The sequence below is a fragment of the Sphingomonas sp. Ag1 genome, assembly GCF_000980895.1.
Taxonomy (GTDB): Bacteria; Pseudomonadota; Alphaproteobacteria; order Sphingomonadales; family Sphingomonadaceae; genus Sphingomonas; species Sphingomonas panaciterrae.
This window is the reverse complement of the sequence record NZ_LAZX01000094.1, coordinates 883823-902502: the sequence shown is the minus strand read 5'-3', so window position 1 is coordinate 902502 and position 18680 is coordinate 883823. Positions and strand designations below refer to the sequence as shown.

The window sequence follows — 18680 nt, the reverse complement described above, 5'->3', positions numbered from 1 at the left end:
CGGCCCGTAGGGACATGACCCAAAATGACGGTTTGCGCCGCTGCACCTAGGTGGATGCAAGGGCGATACACCGCCGTGCATCTGCCAAGCAAACCAGGAGCAAACCCCCATGTCCCGCACGCTCAGCGAGCAGACCATCGCCATCGTCAAGGCCACCGTTCCGGCGCTGGAGGCGCATGGGCTGGACATCACGCGCGCCATGTATGCCCGCCTGTTCCAGGACCCGGCGATCCGCGACCTGTTCAATCAGTCCCACCATGGAGAGACCGGCTCCCAGCCGAAGGCGCTTGCCGCCGCGGTGCTCGCCTATGCGCAGAACATCGAGAACCTCGGCGTCTTGGCCGAGGCGGTGGAGCGGATCGCGCAGAAGCATGTCGGCCTGCAGATCCTGCCCGAGCACTACCCTGCCGTCGCCACTGCCCTGCTCGCCGCGATCAAGGATGTCCTCGGCGACGCCGCGACGAACGAAATCCTCGAAGCCTGGGGCGAGGCCTACTGGTTCCTGGCCGACATCCTGATCGGCCGCGAAGCGCAGCTTTATGAAACGCTGGCCGATCAGCCCGGCGGGTGGCGCGGCTGGCGGGACTTCGCCGTGGTCGAAAAGCACCAGGAGAGCGAGATCATCACCTCCTTCGTGCTGCGCCCCGTCGATGGTGGAGCCGTCGTCCGGCACAAGCCCGGCCAGTACCTCACCCTCTGGCTGGACATCCCCGGCGAACACCCCCTCAAGCGCAACTACAGCATCTCCGCCGCGCCAAATGGCGAGACCTACCGCATCAGCGTGAAGCGGGAGCCTCAGGGCATCGCCTCCGGCTGGCTTCACGATCATGTCGAGGTTGGCGCAACGCTCAAGGTCTCCGTCCCGGCGGGCGAGTTCTTCCTTGCCGACGCGGCCGAGCGGCCCATCGTCCTGCTGAGCGGCGGCGTCGGCCTGACCCCGATGGTCAGCATGCTGGAAAGCCTGGTGCGGGAAGGCGCATCCGTGCCGATCCACTACGTCCACGGCACGCTCAACGGCTCCACCCATGCGATGCGCGATTATGTCCGGGCACTGGCGGAACAGAGCAGCGATGTGCGCGTCACCACCTTCTATCAGCAGCCGCGCACGGAGGACGTGCAGGGCCGGGACTATGACCAAGAGGGCCTGATCACCGGAGACTGGCTGCGCGCGAACACTTCGTTCGCCGCGGCCAATTACTACCTGTGCGGCCCCAAGCCCTTTCTGCGAGCTTTCGTGGGCGAGCTGACCCTCGCAGGCGTCCCGCGGGATCGGATCCACTTCGAGTTCTTCGGCCCCGCCGACGAGTTGATGGCGGCCTGAGGCTAATTTGCAGGACACGCAAGTTTCGGAATAGCCGACAAAGGGCACGCGGCCGAGCTCCTCGCACACGGTCCGACATCCACGATCGTGCGTCCGCTGCGCAGCTGGTACGAAAGCGACGCACCCGCAAGCACGCCCTCATGGCCCCCCGAAGCCGCGACGAACTTCGAGCCGGCCGCTCCACTGCTCTGCGGTGCCGAAGCTCTTCTCGACGAAGCCGCCGAGCTCGGCCGTAGCGTCCACATTCCCCAGACCAACCAGTGCATCTGCTGGCGGTCGCGCTCTTCCCCCTTTCGCTCGCGACGCCGACAGGCAGCTTTCAGGCACGCTGCAGTGGGGGGTAAGCGACCGAAATTGGGCGCATAGCTGCCGACCAACCGGGCCTGAACGAAGGGCCGCTTACGTTGCTTTGGCGCTCCAAAGCGGTCGGGCTGTAATCCCCCAAACTTTGCCGAAGGCAGTCGCAAGGCTGTGCGAACGCACTGGCATTGATCTAGTAGCGGTCAGCAAGAAGGCTTGAAAGAACATCACGGGAACGCTATAAGGATCGCGTGTCCAATGTGCTGATCGGCCTTTTGCAATTCGACGAGACGGTCGAGCCGGATGCGTTTCGCCGCGCGCGCGTGGGCGCCGATGAACGCAGCTACGACACTCGTCCTTCGTTCGAACATACGGCGACGGCCACGCTCTGCCGCACCGTGATCCGACCACCAGCGGGATGGCAGGCCTCGTAGTTTCTTCTCCAGAACTCAACCTTTCTGGAGAATGTCATGACAATCAAATCCTACGCGCCTTCGGTGAAGGTGCCCGCCACGGGCGAGCTGTCGCCGAAGCTGCTAGCCAAACTCGCAAAAGGTGCTGACAATTTTATTGCCTCGCGCCTGAACGGCAGAGCGCGCACGCCCGCTGCGCTCGTCAACAAGTTGGAGCAGGTGTACACGAGCATCCGGTTCGCCGTGTTCATGCGCCATTACATCGAGCGGTACTTCTCGCTCGACGACCACCAGGTGGTGGATCCTTGCGGAGGCGACGGAGCGATCGCGGATGTAATGCCCGCCGATACGATCGCGATGGATGTCGATCCGCAGTTCCACACCATCATCAAAGCGAACTATCTCGCAACGACGATCGTGTCCGACCGGCAGATCGCCGTCGTGGGTAATCCGCCGTTCCGTCTGGCTGTCCCGTTCTTCAATCACGCGGCAAAGCAGGCGAAGGTCATCGCCATGATCGTGCCGTGCACCTTCCGCAGGGACACGGTGCTTCGTCAGCTCCACGACAACTTCCACCTCGTCGCCGAGACGGACGTTCCGGCATGGGCGTTCTTGCGGGCAGGTGCTCCCTGCGACGTGCCGGCCATTCTCCAGATCTGGGAAAGGCGGCCCACAAAGCGCGTGAAGCCGCCCCTGATCACGCGCCACAGCGATTTCGTCTTCGGTGCCTCAGAGGGCGCACTGATCGGCATTCAGCGGATCGGTGCCAACGCCGGCCGCCTACATCACGAATTCTACCGTGAGAACAACGCGCACCTCATGACCAAGGCGTCAGATCCGCAGCGCAGTTCGCTTGTGGAAGCCATGTTCAACACCCTTGATCTGGCCGACATGGCGAAAAACACGTCTGCCGTGCCGTTCATCAGCCGGGCCGAGATCTACGCTATGTACAGCGAGCTCGAGCGCACCATCGGTCGTTAGCTCGAGATCGACGATTATAAGCTCGCATCGCAGAAGGCGACATTGTCCTTTGCGATGCGAGCCAATCTATCGTCCAGCGGAACGCTGCCCGGTCCAGCATATGTGCGCCGTCAGCCACGTTGAGCGACTTTCGTCGATCAACGGCTGACGGGCACAACCATGCAGCCAGCGCGCGCACATGGTACGTTTCGGCTCCTGCTGCCCGATGCCGGGTGAGTTGACCCGTGATCGCGGCCGTGAGCAGCATGGCAACGCTGATCCGGAAAACGAGTGGCATCTGTCGTAACCAGTTGCCGCATCGACAATTCGCCTTCATGCGGCCTCGACCTTGGGCATGTTCGGTCGGTTGGCACGGCACCAGTTCTCCCATGCGGCCTTGCCCGCGGCGTTGCTGCGGGGCGAGCACCATTGGTGCCGCAGCGAATGCCACAACTGCTCGGTGCGCGGCGTGGGGATACCGAACATGCAGTTCAAGCCGTTCTGCTCGTCTCGATCCGCCTTCGTTCGGCGCTGGCGCGCCGCAAGCAGCATGCGGCCCATCCGGTATTCGGCAGGCGCCTCGAAGAGCGAGTCCCAGACCTGATGCCGAGTGCGCTCCGCGACGACCTGCGCGGCTCGCTCGATCTCGTCGCGATCCTTGTCGGTCGCGTGCTCGCGTGCGAGCTGTTCGAGATCGCTGAGGAAGTTGTCGCGATCGACGATGACCGCGCGGTAACCGGCTTCGAGATCCGCGGCGAGCTGCCGAAGCGCCGCTCCGTAGCTCTTGGCACCGCGGGAGGCCAGCTTCACCATGGGCCGGAGCTCGAGCTGGAAGCGGCCATCGGCATAACGGTGGACGATCAACGCGTCGTCGATCGCGGTCAGGTGGCGGCGGTATTCGCGCGCGGTGTACATGGGGTGGATGACAACGAGCTTGGGCGGGTGGGTGTCCATGGTGGTGCTCTCTTGTGTTTGTAACCGGGTCAGCGGTCGAAATTGCGGGGGAGGGGGGTCGCGAAGGGCGAGCCCGCGAAGGTGAGATGCTGCAACAGCGCCTGACCGGTGGCGATGCCGACGGTCAGGTCGGCCTTGCTGCGGAAGGGCGACATCCCGACCGGGGTGAGACCACGGGCGTCGATGCTGATGACCGGGTCGTCACCCTTTGGCGCGACGAGGTACGCGCCGCGCTTCTCGACCAACCACAGCCGCAGCGACGGATAGTGCACGGCGTCGCCGTCCTTGCTGAGGACGACGTCGATCTCGAACTGGTGCCCGGACAACATCTTGTCGGTCCAGGTCGCGACGACGTTGAGATTCTGCTCGATCGCGAACGCCTTGAGCGCGTACGGGTCGAGCGCGTTGCTCTCATCCCCGGCGGCGATCGCTAGGTGCTGCGGCGACAGCACGAGCGCTCTGGAGACACGAGGGAAGTAACGCTCCTTGCCGTCGTCGCTGACGAGGCTGGCGAGCGCGTTGATCGCGTGATCGCGGCAAGCGCTGGGATATCTGATCATCTGGTGGCCTTCTGTTCTCGCCCGCGGCGCGGGCATTTCACCGACCCTCACCGGGTCACCACCTGAGCCACCGTCTCCATCCAGGCCGCCGCACGGCCGAACCCTGAGTCCCGCTCGCCCGTGAACGCCCACGGTGCGGGCGCCGCGTGGTGCAGCGCGTTGACGAGCCGGAAGCCGAGCACCCCGTTGTCGGCTTCGGTCGGCACCAGCCACGGCTCGCCGGCCTCACCGAGCCAGAGTGCGAGCGGGGTAGTCCACACCGTCTCGCGCCGCGCCCACGTCGCCATCGCGAACGCGGGCGTGCCCTGATCGGGCAGCGAGACGATCAGGGCGTCGCTGCGGGTTTCGCGCACCACGGGCTCGACCTGCCGGACTGCAAACTCGGTGCCGCTGGTCGTCGGCACGAGCAATAAGTGCGCCGCCTCGACGTAGAGAAAATGGGTGAAGCTGGAGCGCGGCAGCGGGCCGCGATCGAAGCGCCATCCCGTCTTGGCGGCGAGGACAAGCGCCAGGTGCAGCGCGCGGGCTTCCGCCGCGGCGCGTCGTCGGAACAAGGACATGATCATTTGCCTTTCAGGAGTAGGTGTCGGGCACCCGCCACATCTTCACTCTGGGCAGCGGCAGCGTGCCCGCGATCTCACGCAGCTGACGAAGGCGGGCGATGTCGATCGACTGACGCAGCGCATTGCCGATCGACTGCCCGTCGAGCTCCGGAGCCGATCGCTCCAGCGCGGGCGAAATCGTCCGGCTGCTGTGGCGGCAGCGAGCGCGGCCATATCGCCCGCGTCCGCCGGGCACCGCGCCTTGCGGCATCGATCGCCAGTGCCGAGCACGCCAGCATCGCGGCGAGCCGATGAACGTGAAGAAGGCGGCCGATCTCGGCCACCTTCCACATGACGTTGATCAAAGCGTCGCGAGCAGCCCGTCAAAGCGCGCTCGCACCATCGACCAGACCCGGTCGCCGTTCAACGCGGCGACGTAGCCGCCCCAGCCGATCGCCGTCAGCGTGCGAGTGCCGAAGAGGATGTGGCAGTGCGGCGTGGCCGTGTTGGCGACAAGCTGCGGCACGTGCTGCACCACCAGCGCGGGGACGGCGTACTCCTCGACGAGATCCGCTGCCAGCACGCGGGCGAGCCGCCAGGCGTGATGCAGGCGCGCCGGCGTCCAAGTCAGCGTGACATAGGTGAGAAGCGCCTTGCCGTGCGGCACGTGCGCCGCGTCGATGTCGGCGAACAGTACTTTCGGGCAGGTGAACCGGTCGTCGGCATCACGTGGCAGGATGACCTCGTGCCGATACGCGCGGGACCGCCACGGCTGATCGGCCGCGTCGACGTCGATCAGCAGCTTGGCGGCGGCGAACGCGGCGGCGCTGTTGGTGCGCTCGCGGTGGACCGGGCGAAGGGTGCCCGCCATGCACCGGGGCTCCGCCACGTCGGCGGGATCACCGTTGAGGATGAGCCAACTATGCGGATTGCTCTCGCTCACCGGGGTGTCGCCGTTAATCACGACCGGCTTGGACGCACCCATCAGCGCACCTCCACCGGCTGGAGGATGCGCGCCACGTCGCCAGCGGCTCGCCTGACCCCACGCTCGCGCTCGGCAAGGGTGGAGAAGGGCGGCATCATCTCGAGGAAGAAGCCGGCGGGCGTGATCGACACCGAGGGACCGACCCGCTCCGGCACGAGCCACAGGCCGCTCGCGTCGCGGTACAGCGCGAAGTCACGCTCGACCCAGACGGCGCACGGCAGCGAGCCGAGCGCGAAGTCGGCACCGGTCACGCCGCGCGCAGTCTCACCGATTCGGAGCAGGACAACGTCGAGCCGGTGCTCGGCTGCGATCGCCTCCAGGCTGCCGGTGAACATCGGCGAGGCGGCGGTGGTCACCGCGATGAGCGCGTCGCGCTCGGGCACATGTAGGGCCAGCGCCGGCAGGCCGCGGACCGGCACATAATCGTAGGTATCGCTGGCGCCGAGCGCTTCCAACAGCAGCCCGGTCGCGACGCTCGCCGGGCTGCAGCCCAGCGGGGTGGTCATATCCATGTTCAGGGACTTTCGCTTGCGTGGCCGCCCGCCATCGCGGCGAGCGGCAAGCCCCTTCGAATTTCACTTCACCATCGGGGCTCGATCGAGCCCACACCTTCTAACCGTCACTTCACCGGTGCCGAAGGCAGCGCCGCCTTCCGGAACCCGTCGCAGCCGGGTGGAGGACCTGACGCGGCCACGCGGCACAAACCCGGTCAAATCGATGGTCGATGCAACCGGCAGGGTAGGGGGCTTCGACCCCGATCCCCTCGCGCGCACGCGCGCGTGAGAGCAAGGTAAACATGCCTGCGGCATATTTACGGTATTGCGCCCGACTTTCTAAGCGTGTCAGAATCGACGATCTGACATGTCGTAGAAGCACTTTCCTCATCATAGAACACGAATATGACACGCTGTTTTCGTGTTAGCACGCCGCGACGAGGTGCGTGTCAAATCAAAAGACTACGTAGGGCTGGTTGACGTTTTAACTGACTTGGGTCCTCATCATGGCGCGAAACGCCGGGGTGCTATGGAGAATCGTTGTGTCGATTGAAGGCGAAGCTGTCAGTTATCCGTTTGGATTGATGGACGGCGAGGCCAGCGGTCAAGACGAGCGCGATGAGCAGATCGCGGCTGTTTCCGCAACAGGCGGTAGCAGCGCTCTCGTATTCAATCTGCACATATTGCCGTTGCTGCGCACAGAGGAGGATCGCGTAGCGTACCTCAATGCAGTTGCGACGGCGATGACGCCTGATCGGATCGACCCGAAGTTGTGGGAGCGCTGGCTGGGCGGGGGGCCAGGGCCTTACGACCGGTCGGCGCCTAAGCGACCAACGACTCACGGACAATCCTTATCGCGTGACCTGGAGCGGCAGTCTCAAACGGTTTCCCGTGCGGACTACGACGTCACCAAGGCCAGGGAGTCCCTCAAGCGGGCGCAGGAGCGGGTCGACTTGGCTGAAGCTGCGCTGGTCAAGGCAAAGGCGGACGATCAAGCCACTCTGCAATCAGCGGTGTATAAGGCGCTACGCTCAGAGATGGAGCCAATGTTCGCGATGGGTCCGGCGTGGGCAATCATGCGCGCGTTGAGCGGCGCTGTACCATCCGAGGAAATGGCAGATGAACTACGCCTTGAGCGGAGTGAGGAGAAAAGAGCGAAGTTAGAAGCTGTTGTCCGGGAGGAACGTCGAGCAGAAACCGCGCAGATCATGTCGGTGCTGTACGCGTGGGTCGGCGACTACGCGTTCGAGCGCCAACTGCGAGATGCTATCCTTGGCGTCGTTAAAACACACGAAAAGCTCAACCCTCCGCGAAGCAGTCAGGACATGCAGAGCTTCAAGCGTGCCGGGATCGTGCCCGGTGAGGCGACGGCAGATCGCGATGACGTGCTCGATGGCTTCTCTTGAGCGTCACACCGGATTGAGGTTCTCGACGCTGTCTGGAATAGTTCGGGGGGAATAGGTTCCGCTACAACGGAGTGTGGGGGAAGCGAGCACGAACTAGGGGAGCAGGTTCCACTTTGGTGGAGAGCGGCCTGTCCGTTCACGGAACGAGATCGTTGTAAACAACCGTTCGTTCAGGTGGGGGGGACAGGGGGGGGCGACTAATCCCTTTGTGTTGAGACCGTAGCTCGGCCGGTTGCATGCGCCGTTCCCTTAATCGGCCGGGCGTTCAGCCGAAGGTGGTTGGTTGGCTTCGCCGAGCTGCCATTCAGCAGCTGGCGAGGACGGCGGGTCGGACAAGCGCGACGAGCGTAAGTTGCCCGTCCTCACCACGTTCGCCGCCGGCGTCCAGCATCCCTCGGATGATCGCCGACACATCGGCGGTCGCGACGAGGAGGCCCGGCTGTCGCGGAAGATCGGGGCGGGCGAGAACATCTCCAAGGAGTGCGGAGAACCTGGCCCGGACCGATTGAATTTGCTCGTCGAAGGGCAGCCGCGCCTCCTCGAAGTCGAGGAGGCGCGCCAGTCGGGGACGGCGGACCTGATGCCTGGTGCCAGATGCCTGTCAGCGGTCCCGACGTCCTTGACGGCGTCGACGATCGAGGCAACGACGCCGTCGGCGGCCGGCAGCGTCGCGACGGCGGCTGCGAAGGCGGAGCCCAAAGCCGGCTCGGCGGCGATGACGAAGCGGATCGCCCCAACCGGCGGCATCAAGGGCGCTTCCGCGTCGAGCGCGGCGGAGATCTCGCGGGCGCCGTCGTAGTAGCGGCGGCCGAGGGCGGTCGGCTCGAAGCTGCGGTTCGACCGGTTGATGAGGGTGGCGCCAAGTCGCTGCTCGAGTTCTCCGAGTCGCCGGCGGACAGCCGACTTCGCGATCCCGATCGACGCGGTGGCGGCGTTGACGCCCCCGCAGTCGATGATCGGGACGTGGTTCCTCAGGTCCTAGAACTTGTCAGCCACACGGTCCCCGTTACGGTTTCCGGATGAAGATCGCCTCGGGGCGACGCTAGCACCGGCTGCGGCCGATTTCATCCGTCGACTGACGCTTGGGCGGCGGAAAGCGTCGGAACCGACTGAAAACCGACCAAGATCACAGTTCGGCTTGTCGCTTCCGGAGTGACGCGGCAGGATCGGAGCGCGGCGCCAAGGGGCGCGACGGGGGGAAGAGGTCATTGGCGGGATGGACCTGGTGAAGGGCGACCAGGGGGTATTGCCGACGTGCATCCGCTCGACGCAGTGCGCGCGGGCCGCTGGACGCGCGCGCTTTTCGGGACATACGCCCTGAGCTTGGGGTTCTTCGAGGCCGCGCCGCTGCGCGCGCTCCGGCGGGTCGGCGCGAGCGACGTCCGCATCCTCGCGGACGTGTCAGGCGTGGCAGCTTCGCTCGGCGAGGCCGGCGCCCGCGAGGTCGGTCGCAACTACGCGGTCGATGCGGTGGCGGCGCCCGGCGGCTGCTTCCATCCGAAGTTCGTGCTGCTGGACGGCGATCAGGGGCCGCGCCTGCTGGTCGGCTCGGGAAACCTCACGTTCGGTGGCTGGGGTCGCAACCTTGAGCTTTGTGAGATGCTCGGACCCGCCAGGCATGCTGCTGCGCTCACCGATATGGCGGACTTCCTTGAGGCCCTGGCGACCTCGCCCCGCCTGGACTTCCCGGGTTCGGATGTGGCGGCCTCGTGGTCGGCGACGCTGCGCGCCGCCGTCGCGCCAGGCGGGCCGGACGGTGTTCGGATCATTCACAGCGTCGACCGGCCGATCGCGGATCAGCTGGTCGAGATGGCCGATGCCGCCGGCGGCGCGACCGATCCGTTCGAAATCACGCGTGGGAAACCACATGAGCGTGTCGAAGGCGAAGCGATAATGTCCTACTGTCTTGGCACGTCCGTGACGAAAGTTCCATGTGTCGGTCCGGCTCCCAGCCACCCCGATCATGACGATCGCCTCGTCATTGAAATCGGGGACTTGGGGGGACTCTCGGAACCCGGGCACCGGGTCGAAGCACGTGGCCTTGAAGCGCTCGATCTCCGCCGGCGAGCCGTAGACGTCGACGCTGTTCCACATCTCGTCACAGATCATGCCTTATCTCCCAGCAGGATCTTGGCGACTGCGGTGAGTTGCTCCGCGTTGAGTGATTTCCAGTGATGGTATTCCGCGCCGTACACCGTGTGGAGCCGATCGGCAGCCGTCGCTACGTCGGCGTAGAGGCCGTCCCTACGGTGTTCGCCTTGCGCTGCCTTCACCTCTTGACTGCGTTGATCCTCCATCTCGAGTTCGGCGGTTGCGAAGTCCCGCTTCACGATAGCCGCCATGAGTAGAGGCGCCAGCCGCTGAATGGCCGTCTCGTTCTCGAGAATGAGTGCCCTCAGAGCTTGCTTGCGCACGCCCGGATAAGCGGTCGTAAGTCGCAGACTGTTGAGCCGTTGCTCCGGACTATCACCCCGCTGCGTGTCGATGATCCCTGCGTGCTTACGAACGAGCGTGACAAGCCGCGCCTGAACGGCTTCGAAGTCTTTGTCATAAGCGTCGATGATCGACGTCGCACCAGTAACGTCGGCCTCGAGTTCGGCCTTCATCGTGTCCAGCAGAGCGCGACCTAAACTTTGCATGTTCATGATGTCCTCCAGATACAATTGAGCTCTGAAGGAGGGGATTAGGAGGCTTGCCAGCCCGCTGGCGGTCGTAAGGTCATCCGCGACGAGGCTGCGCTGATCAGTGCTGCGCATGTGGGGCGTTTGTCACGGCTGATCGCATCGGCCCGCCTGAGCACGAGCGGGTACTCGCGCAAAAGCGCCTCAAGGATGAGATCAAGAAGGGCAGAGAGGATGGCGGCCACGTCCAGAAATTTACGATCGCTGCTTTGCTCTTGCAATATCCCCCTCAGTTATCGTCTGGAATTTGCGTATTCGCGTTCCACGCGGCAACCGAACTCGCCTGCCTGATTGCTGACCAATCGACGAAGCTCCAGTTGATCTGGTGCAGAAACTTGCTGAGGGCAGGGAGTCGTACTCCCGAGCCGTACCGTCCGCCGATCGTGGTCGGCGCATGGCCGGTAATCTGGTCGGCGACGCGGTCGGTGATCCCTGCCTCGAGCGCGAAGTCCTTGAACTGGTGCCGGAAGCTGTGAAAGCGGAGGCGCCGGTCCTTGGACACGAGCTTGTCGATTAGGCGGTTGCTCGCGCGTGAGGCTTCCTTGGTACGCTTGCCGAAGCGTCCCGGCGTGAGGTCGGGAAAGAGCTGGACCTCGCCTGCATCCCGCAGCATCGACGCATAGCGCTGAAATCCCAGCCTCTTCAGGTTATCGTGAACGGGAATGACGCGCCGGGAGTTTGCGTTCTTGACCGACTTGGCGACATCCTCAGCCTCGTCGTCGGTCACATAGTCATCCACGTCGATGTAAATGACGTCACCATCGACCTTCACGTCTGTGAGGAGTGCCTGTCCGAGCTCCTCGATGCGGGCACCGGTGGTCAGCGCGAGGAGGAAGAGCCAGTACAGCGTCCGGCTCGACACCTTGCGATCGCTTCGCCAGGTGGACAGGTCCGTGAAGAGCGGAGCGGCGAACAGTCGTGCGATCTCGGCCTCGTCGAGGCTGTTCGGCTTAAGCCCGCCGGTCTTGGAATAGCCCTCGATCTGGATCCCGACCCCCACGTTCGTCGCGATCCACTTCTGCTTGAAAGCGAAGGCGAGGAACGCCTGGATCGCGCCGACGCGCTTCTTCAGCGTCGGTGGCTTCACCTTCGGGAACGTCGTCTCGTGTTTCGCGACCCGGCGAGTGAAGGGGAGGGCGCGGTCGACCCGAGGCATGGAGCGGGGCAGCTTAAGTGCCTCGTCGCGATAGTCGAGAAGGTCATCCGGGGTGACCTCGGCCGCGCGGACGTCACCGAACATCTCGATAAAGTCACCAAGCGACTGCTCGTACTCGTGCGCGGTCTGCTCGGAGGGCTGGAGTGCGGTCTTCCATAAGCCGAACAGCTCCGTCATGCGCATGTCGGGACGCAGCCTCGAACCGGGCGGGCGCGACCGGCGCTCGCGTGGCGAGGAGACGGGCTGATCGTTGAAGAAGCTGGCGATCGCGCCGGCAAGCGTCGGCGGGAGCTGCGACGCGGGTATGCCGCTGAAGCGGGCGATCTGAGCCGCGACGCGGTAGATCTGGCGGCTTCGCGCATCCGCCGCGAAGGCGTCGTCGCGCCAGTGCCAGATCGTGCCGGGCGGATGCTGCTGGACGGGGCGGCGGCCGTTCCAGCCGCGGTACATAGCCGCGTTGTTGGTCAGGTCCCACCAGCTGTCCTCCTCAGCCGGCTGCGGGAACGACATCCCGTTCTCGGTTTCGTTCCACAGGCCGCGATCGACCTCGATCCGCGCGAGTTCGAGCCGTTCGGCGCCATCCAGCCCGCCTTCCATGAACTCCGGCCCGTTAAAGTAGGCGAGTACCAGCTGCTCGGCCTGATCCTGCAACGAAGGTCCGGCACTGCCGGTCTTGCGCAGCCGGCGCCGCGCCTCTTCGAATTGCCGCTCGAGCTTGGCGTTGGCTTCGAGGAAGAGGATGGCGGCCTTCGCGACGTCCTTGGTGCGCAGCGACTGCTTCTCCAACGCCTTGCCGCCGAACGCGGGCCGAAGCTCCTTCGGGATCTGCCGTCGAAGATAGTAGACACCCGTATCCGGGTGGAGCCACGGCGTCGCCATCTGCACCATTCTCTCGCCTCGCTGTACCATATCGCTGTACCAGCAGACAGGCAAATTCGGCAGAATAGCGCGTTTCCGGGCATTAAAGCCCAGTTGGTGACCCCTACGGGACTCGAACCCGTGTTTTCGCCGTGAGAGGGCGACGTCCTAGACCGCTAGACGAAGGGGCCGTGCAAGCGGGAGCGGCGCCTCTACGGGGGTCGCGGCGGGTCGTCAACCCACCGCGACATCCTTTTTCATTTCAGGCGGCTGCCTTGCGGCGCTCCGCCATCTCCGCGTTAAGCATTTCGGCGAGCAGGAAGGCCATCTCCAGGCTCTGCCCCGCGTTGAGGCGCGGGTCGCAATGCGTGTGGTAGCGGTCAGCCAGCGTCTGTTCGGTGACGTCGACGGCGCCGCCAGTGCATTCGGTGACGTTCTGCCCGGTCATTTCGGCGTGGATGCCGCCGGCGTGCGTCCCCTCTGCGCGGTGAACCGCGAAGAAGCCGCGGACCTCGGCCAGGATCCGCTCGAACGGGCGGGTCTTGTAGCCGTTCGCTGCCTTCACAACGTTGCCGTGCATCGGATCGCAGCTCCAGACCACCGGATGCCCTTCGCGCGTGACGGCGCGCAGCAGCTTGGGGAAGGCCGCCTCGATCTTGTCATGGCCGTAGCGGGTGATCAGCGTCATGCGGCCGGGGATGCGGCCGGGATTGAGCGTGTCGAGCAGGCGCAGCAGCACGTCGGGCTCCAACGTCGGTCCGCACTTCACGCCGATCGGATTGCCGATCCCGCGGAGGAACTCGACGTGCGCCGAGCCCTCGAACCGGGTGCGATCGCCGATCCACAGGAAGTGCGCGGACGTATCGTACCAGTCGCCGGTTAGCGAATCCTGCCGGGTCATCGCCTCCTCATAAGGAAGCAGCAGCGCCTCATGGCTGGTGTAGAAGCTTGTCTGCGCGAGCTGGGGCACGGTTTCGGGATCGATGCCGCACGCCGCCATGAAATCGAGCGCCTCGCCGATGCGATCGGCGGTTTCGGCATATTTCGCCGCCCACGGGCTGCGACCCATGTAATCCAGCGTCCAGCGATGCACCTGCGCGAGATTGGCGTAACCGCCCTGCGCGAAGGCGCGCAGCAGGTTCAGCGTCGCGGCGGATTGGGCATAGCCCTGCACCATGCGCTTCGGATCAGGGGTGCGAGATTCCGGGGTGAAGCCGATGTCGTTGACGTTGTCGCCGCGATAGCTGGGCAATTCGACGCCATCGATCGTTTCCGTCGGGGCGGAGCGCGGCTTCGCAAACTGGCCGGCCATGCGGCCGAGCTTCACCACCGGCAGCTTCGAGGCATAGGTGAGGACCACCGCCATCTGTAGGATGACGCGGAACGTGTCGCGGATGTTGTTGGGATGAAACTCGGCGAAGCTTTCCGCGCAATCGCCGCCCTGCAGCAGGAAGGCGTCGCCGGCCGCGACACGCGCGAGCTCAGCGGTCAGATTGCGCGCTTCGCCGGCAAAGACGAGCGGGGGGAAGCTGCGCAGCGTATCGGTCGCGGCGGTCAGCGCGGACTGATCGGGGTAGTCGGGGAGTTGGCGAGCCTCGTGAGAGGTCCAGCTATGAGGGGCCCAATTGGAGGCCATGGCAAGTTTCCTTTCGGCGCGCGGCCATGCAAGAAAATGTCGCAGCGCGCAAACAAGCTGTACTTTATAGCACGCCCGGGTAGGCGCCGCCATCGATCAGGAGGCTCTGCCCGGTGATAAAGCCGGCGCGATCCGAGCATAAAAAGGCGCAGGCTGCGCCAAATTCGGCCGGATCGCCGAACCTCTTGGCCGGGATGCGATCGCGGCTGCGCGCCTCTGCCGTCTCGACATCGATCGACTGCGATCTGGCGGCGAAGTTCATGACGGCGGGCAAGCGGCGGGTGGCGAACAGGCCGGGGAGGAGGAAGTTGATCGTGACATTGGCGCTCGCCACTTCGCGCGCGACGCCGGCGAGGAAGCCGGTCAGCCCGATGCGCGCGCCGCTGGAAAGATCAAGGCCGCCGGCGGGCGCCTTCACTGACCCGGAGGTGATGCACACGATGCGGCCGAAGCGCCGTTCGATCATCCCGTCGACGACCTGTTGAACGAGGCGGATGGGCGTGACCATATTGGCATCGAGCCCGGCGTGGATCGCAGCCTCGTCAAGATCGCGGAAACCGCGCGGGGGCGGGCCGCCGTTGTTGTTGACGAGAATGTCTGGCCGACCGGCGGCGGCGACCAGATCGGCCTGCACCGCCGGATCACCGATGTCGCCGGCGATGGCGATCACCTCCACGCCGGCATCCTGCCGCAGCTTCGCGGCTGCTTGCTCGACCGCATCGGCATCGCGGCCGTTGATGACGAGACGGCAGCCGGCGCGGGCAAGTTCCTGCGCGCAGGCGAAGCCCAGCCCTTGGCTGGACGCGCAGACGATGGCGGTTTTGCCGGACAGGCCAAGATCCATGAACATTCTCCCGATCGAGGCCGGATCATAGGGGAGAGAGGCAGGCGGCGTCACCATCGCAAGGGCGCGGGCGGTATCGCGTGCTTGCTGCGCGGTGCACGCCTGCCTAAATCCAGATCATGGCGCATGCTCATCACGATCATCACGAACCGCAGGGTGCAGACCTGGCCGAGGCAGCCCAGGCAACGTTGGAACGTGCCGGGGAGCAATGGACCGCGATGCGCGCCAGCGTGTTTGGCGCGCTGGCCGGGTTCGATAAGCCGGCGAGCGCCTATGATATCGCCGACGCCGTTTCCAAGGCGGAGGGGCGGCGCGTTGCCGCCAACAGCGTGTACCGCATCCTGGATCTGTTCGTCGGAACGAACCTGGCCCGCAAGGTGGAGAGCGCCAACGCCTATGTCGCCAATGCGCACCCCGATTGCCTGCATGACTGCATTTTCCTGGTGTGCGATTCGTGCGGGCAGACGACTCATCTTGACGATGACCGCCTGACCGGCGGGGTCCGCGACGCGGCCTCTGCCGCTGGCTTTTCACCGGTGCGCCCGGTGATCGAGGTGCGCGGCCGCTGCGCCGCCTGCGCCGGTACCGCCCGATGATCGACGTGGCAGGAACCCGTACCATTCGACACGATCCAACCGCTGGGGTAAGCGCCGCACGATGACCGATCTGCCTCAGACGCCGTTGCTCGATACCGTTTCGACGCCGGCCGACCTTCGAAAGTTGGCCCCTGAACAGCTTCGCCAACTTGCCGACGAACTGCGGGCCGAGACGATCTCCGCGGTTGGCTCCACGGGCGGGCACCTTGGTTCGGGGCTGGGCGTGGTCGAGCTGACGACCGCGATCCACTATGTGTTCGATACGCCGCGCGACCGCCTGATCTGGGACGTCGGGCACCAATGCTATCCGCACAAGATCCTGACCGGGCGGCGTGACCGTATCCGCACGCTGCGGCAGGGCGGCGGCCTTTCCGGCTTCACCAAGCGCAGCGAGAGCGAATACGATCCGTTCGGCGCGGCGCACAGTTCCACCTCGATCTCGGCCGCGCTTGGCTTTGCCATCGCCAACAAGCTGGCCGACCAGCCGGGCAAGGCGATCGCGGTGATCGGCGACGGCGCGATGTCCGCCGGCATGGCCTATGAGGCGATGAACAACGCCGAGGCCGCAGGCAACCGGCTGGTCGTGATCCTGAACGACAATGACATGTCGATCGCGCCGCCGGTCGGCGGGCTGTCGGCCTATTTGTCGCGCATCGTTTCCAGCCGCGAATTCCTGTCGGTGCGCGAGTTGATGAAGAAGCTGGCGCGGCGTCTGCCGCGGCCGTTTCACAATGCAGCGCGCAAGACCGACGAATTCGCCCGCGGCATGACGATGGGCGGCACGCTGTTCGAGGAGCTGGGCTTTTACTACGTCGGCCCGATCGACGGGCATAATCTGGAACACCTCATCCCGGTGCTCGAGAATGTGCGCGACGCGGAGGAAGGCCCGATCCTGGTCCATGTCGTGACGAAGAAGGGCAAGGGCTATGCCCCGGCCGAGGCGGCATCCGACAAATATCACGGTGTGCAGAAGTTCGACGTGGTGACTGGCGCGCAGGCGAAGGCGCCGCCGGGGCCGCCGGCCTATCAGAACGTGTTCGGCGACGCGCTGGCCAATGAGGCGGATCGCGACCCGCGGGTCTGCGCGATCACCGCGGCCATGCCGTCGGGCACTGGGGTCGATCGCTTCGCGCAGCGCCATCCCGATCGCGCGTTCGACGTGGGCATTGCCGAACAGCATGGCGTGACCTTCGCCGCTGGCCTTGCGGCACAGGGCATGCGCCCGTTCTGCGCGATCTATTCGACGTTCCTGCAACGCGCCTATGACCAGGTGGTCCATGACGTGGCGATCCAGAACCTGCCGGTGCGCTTCGCGATCGATCGTGCGGGGCTGGTTGGCGCTGACGGCGCGACGCATGCCGGATCGTTCGACATCACCTATCTGGCGAGCCTGCCCAATTTCGTGGTGATGGCGGCGGCGGACGAGGCCGAGCTGGTCCACATGGTCCATACCTGTGTCGAGCATGATTCCGGCCCGATCGCGGTGCGATATCCGCGCGGCAACGGCACCGGCGTGCCGCTGCCCGGGACCCCCGAACTGCTGGAGATCGGCAAGGGCCGCATCGTGCGCGAGGGCAAGACGGTGGCGATCCTGTCGCTCGGCACCCGGCTGGCCGAGGCGCTGAAGGCGGCGGATCAGCTGGAGGCCAAGGGCCTGTCGACGACGGTGGCCGATCTTCGCTTTGCCAAGCCGCTGGACGAGGCGATGATCCGTCGCCTGCTGTCCAGCCACGAAGTTGCCGTGACGATCGAGGAAGGATCGGTTGGCGGCCTCGGCGCGCATGTCCTGACCATGGCATCCGACGAGGGGCTGATCGATGGCGGGCTGAAGCTGCGCACGCTGCGCCTGCCGGATGTCTTCCAGGATCAGGATACGCCGCAGGCGCAATATGCGGCGGCAGGGCTTGATGCCGATGGGATCGTCGGAACCGTGCTGAAGGCGCTGCGCTGGAACGAAACCGGCGCCGCTGTGGGCGCGTGAGCGGCTGGACCAAGGTCATCCTCGCCACTGCCATATTGGTGGTGGCGATGGCGGGCTTCAATCTCGCGCTGTGGCGCCGCCTGAAGGAAGCGCGGCGGATCGCGGCGTTGCGCGCCGAACAGGAAAGCGACGAGGCGCTGCCACCTTCCTGATCGCGTCGTGGCCGGTGGCCTCGACCATCTGCCTCAGTTGCGTGCCTCATGCGCAGTATAATCATGCGGGCGGGCGAGGATCGCGCGGGCATCGCCGGGCGCCCTGACTTCGCCATGCGGCCCGCCGGCGGCCTCTATCACTCGGTCGAGCAGGGCCTGACCCTCGGGCCACCAGCCAAGTCCGCTGGCCGCGTTGAGATGGCCTTGTGCGCCAGCATCGACGAAGTAACTGCCCCAATCCGCCGCCAGGCTGTGCGCACGCTCGATCGAGACCCAGGGATCGTCGGTGCTCGCAACCAGGATCGAGGGGAAGGGCAGGGGGATTCGGGGTGCGGGGGCGAAGGTGTTCAGCTCCGCCGGTGCGCCCTCGCGATCCACGTCGGCAGGCGCGACGAGCAGGGCGCCCGCCACTGGCCATCCATAGGGTTGCGGGCTGAGCGACGCCCACCAGGCGATCGCCTGGCATCCCAGGCTATGCCCGACCAGGATGACGGGGGCCTGCGCGCTGGAGATTGCCTGGTCGAGCTTCGTCACCCAGGCGTTGCGATGCGGAGTATCCCACATGCCGAGATCGACACGGTCCGTGTCGAGGCGGCCTTGTTCCCACAAAGTCTGCCAATGCGCCGGACCCGAATTGCCGAGACCGGGGACCGTAAGAACGGTTGGCGGCCGCGCGATGCTGGACGAAAAATGGCCCATGATGGTGCTCCTGTCCGTCGGGGCGAGGCCGCGGTGCCAGTGCTCTAGGGGGACGCCCGGCATCGCGACCTCGACCTCTACCTATATCCTATCAAATCCATGGGCAATGACTCAGTTCCGCCACAAGGCCGGATCGAGCAGC

20 protein-coding genes, 1 tRNA gene and 1 pseudogene are annotated in these 18680 nt (G+C 65.3%); 8 read left to right on the top strand and 14 right to left on the bottom strand.

Annotated features, from left to right (window positions below):
• The first annotated feature begins 109 nt into the window (after positions 1–109).
• The 3 genes from hmpA (at position 110) to XM50_RS17210 (ending at position 3015) form a co-directional block, all read left to right on the top strand.
• Positions 110–1321, top strand: a complete 1212-nt coding sequence (gene hmpA, locus XM50_RS17220) for an NO-inducible flavohemoprotein (RefSeq protein ID WP_046411182.1) — start codon at positions 110–112, stop codon at positions 1319–1321.
• Between the two features lie 551 nt (positions 1322–1872).
• Positions 1873–2055: a hypothetical protein gene (locus tag XM50_RS17215; RefSeq protein ID WP_046411179.1), complete on the top strand. Its 183-nt coding sequence runs from the start codon at positions 1873–1875 to the stop codon at positions 2053–2055.
• A gap of 36 nt (positions 2056–2091) precedes the next feature.
• Positions 2092–3015, top strand: coding sequence for a hypothetical protein (locus XM50_RS17210; protein ID WP_052742632.1), 924 nt, complete (start codon positions 2092–2094; stop codon positions 3013–3015).
• Positions 3016–3327: 312 nt separating this feature from the next.
• Here the strand turns inward: XM50_RS17210 and XM50_RS17205 are convergent, their stop codons facing one another.
• The 6 genes from XM50_RS17205 to XM50_RS17180 form a co-directional block, all read right to left on the bottom strand.
• The gene (locus XM50_RS17205) at positions 3328–3948 is read right to left on the bottom strand and encodes a hypothetical protein (RefSeq protein ID WP_156167291.1); all 621 of its coding nucleotides are present in this window, start codon (positions 3946–3948) and stop codon (positions 3328–3330) included.
• A 29-nt stretch (positions 3949–3977) separates the two neighbouring features.
• On the bottom strand, positions 3978–4544 hold the full coding sequence (locus XM50_RS17200) for a hypothetical protein (protein ID WP_156167290.1): 567 nt from the start codon (positions 4542–4544) through the stop codon (positions 3978–3980).
• Positions 4545–4555: 11 nt separating this feature from the next.
• Positions 4556–5074, bottom strand: a complete 519-nt coding sequence (locus tag XM50_RS17195) for a hypothetical protein (protein WP_046411173.1) — start codon at positions 5072–5074, stop codon at positions 4556–4558.
• 7 nt (positions 5075–5081) lie between these two features.
• The gene (locus XM50_RS17190; protein WP_046411171.1) at positions 5082–5321 is read right to left on the bottom strand and encodes a hypothetical protein; all 240 of its coding nucleotides are present in this window, start codon (positions 5319–5321) and stop codon (positions 5082–5084) included.
• A gap of 90 nt (positions 5322–5411) precedes the next feature.
• Positions 5412–6035 (bottom strand): hypothetical protein, encoded by a 624-nt coding sequence (locus XM50_RS17185; protein ID WP_046411169.1) that lies wholly within the window; start codon positions 6033–6035, stop codon positions 5412–5414.
• On the bottom strand, positions 6035–6547 hold the full coding sequence (locus XM50_RS17180) for a hypothetical protein (RefSeq protein ID WP_046411166.1): 513 nt from the start codon (positions 6545–6547) through the stop codon (positions 6035–6037). Before XM50_RS17180 ends, XM50_RS17185 begins: the two co-directional genes overlap by 1 nt.
• Before the next feature lie 524 nt (positions 6548–7071).
• On the opposite strand from XM50_RS17180, the gene XM50_RS17175 reads away from it, so the two are divergent.
• Positions 7072–7935 carry a hypothetical protein gene (locus tag XM50_RS17175; RefSeq protein WP_156167289.1) on the top strand — a complete coding sequence of 288 codons (864 nt, stop codon included), beginning with the start codon at positions 7072–7074 and terminating at the stop codon, positions 7933–7935.
• 352 nt (positions 7936–8287) lie between these two features.
• Positions 8288–8734 (top strand): hypothetical protein, encoded by a 447-nt coding sequence (locus XM50_RS17170; RefSeq protein WP_156167288.1) that lies wholly within the window; start codon positions 8288–8290, stop codon positions 8732–8734.
• Between the two features lie 17 nt (positions 8735–8751).
• On the opposite strand, the pseudogene XM50_RS21175 reads toward XM50_RS17170, so the two are convergent.
• The 7 genes and pseudogenes from XM50_RS21175 to XM50_RS17140 all read right to left on the bottom strand — a co-directional run.
• Positions 8752–8889, bottom strand: a pseudogene (locus XM50_RS21175) (helix-turn-helix domain-containing protein); the annotation flags it as partial.
• A gap of 447 nt (positions 8890–9336) precedes the next feature.
• Complete coding sequence (locus XM50_RS17165) at positions 9337–10044, bottom strand: hypothetical protein (protein WP_046411160.1); 708 nt, start codon at positions 10042–10044, stop codon at positions 9337–9339.
• On the bottom strand, positions 10041–10691 hold the full coding sequence (locus XM50_RS17160) for a hypothetical protein (protein ID WP_046411157.1): 651 nt from the start codon (positions 10689–10691) through the stop codon (positions 10041–10043). The genes XM50_RS17165 and XM50_RS17160 overlap by 4 nt, the downstream gene beginning before the upstream one ends.
• 154 nt (positions 10692–10845) lie before the next feature.
• A complete protein-coding gene (locus tag XM50_RS17155) occupies positions 10846–12660 on the bottom strand; it encodes a site-specific integrase (RefSeq protein ID WP_231622011.1) in 1815 nt (604 codons plus the stop codon).
• Positions 12661–12745: 85 nt separating this feature from the next.
• Positions 12746–12821, bottom strand: a tRNA-Glu gene (locus XM50_RS17150).
• A gap of 71 nt (positions 12822–12892) precedes the next feature.
• A complete protein-coding gene (locus tag XM50_RS17145) occupies positions 12893–14266 on the bottom strand; it encodes a class II 3-deoxy-7-phosphoheptulonate synthase (protein ID WP_046411155.1) in 1374 nt (457 codons plus the stop codon).
• 64 nt (positions 14267–14330) lie between these two features.
• The gene (locus tag XM50_RS17140) at positions 14331–15110 is read right to left on the bottom strand and encodes an SDR family oxidoreductase (protein ID WP_046411884.1); all 780 of its coding nucleotides are present in this window, start codon (positions 15108–15110) and stop codon (positions 14331–14333) included.
• Between the two features lie 119 nt (positions 15111–15229).
• Here XM50_RS17140 and XM50_RS17135 point away from each other — a divergent pair, with 119 nt between their 5' ends.
• The 3 genes from XM50_RS17135 (at position 15230) to XM50_RS20220 (ending at position 17839) form a co-directional block, all read left to right on the top strand.
• Positions 15230–15706, top strand: coding sequence for a Fur family transcriptional regulator (locus XM50_RS17135; RefSeq protein WP_046411152.1), 477 nt, complete (start codon positions 15230–15232; stop codon positions 15704–15706).
• A 61-nt stretch (positions 15707–15767) separates the two neighbouring features.
• Positions 15768–17687: a 1-deoxy-D-xylulose-5-phosphate synthase gene (gene dxs / locus XM50_RS17130; protein WP_046411148.1), complete on the top strand. Its 1920-nt coding sequence runs from the start codon at positions 15768–15770 to the stop codon at positions 17685–17687.
• Positions 17684–17839 carry a hypothetical protein gene (locus XM50_RS20220; RefSeq protein WP_156167287.1) on the top strand — a complete coding sequence of 52 codons (156 nt, stop codon included), beginning with the start codon at positions 17684–17686 and terminating at the stop codon, positions 17837–17839. Before dxs ends, XM50_RS20220 begins: the two co-directional genes overlap by 4 nt.
• A gap of 33 nt (positions 17840–17872) precedes the next feature.
• Here XM50_RS20220 and XM50_RS17125 read toward each other — a convergent pair whose 3' ends face one another.
• The gene (locus XM50_RS17125; protein WP_046411147.1) at positions 17873–18538 is read right to left on the bottom strand and encodes an RBBP9/YdeN family alpha/beta hydrolase; all 666 of its coding nucleotides are present in this window, start codon (positions 18536–18538) and stop codon (positions 17873–17875) included.
• Between the last annotated feature and the right edge of the window lie 142 nt (positions 18539–18680).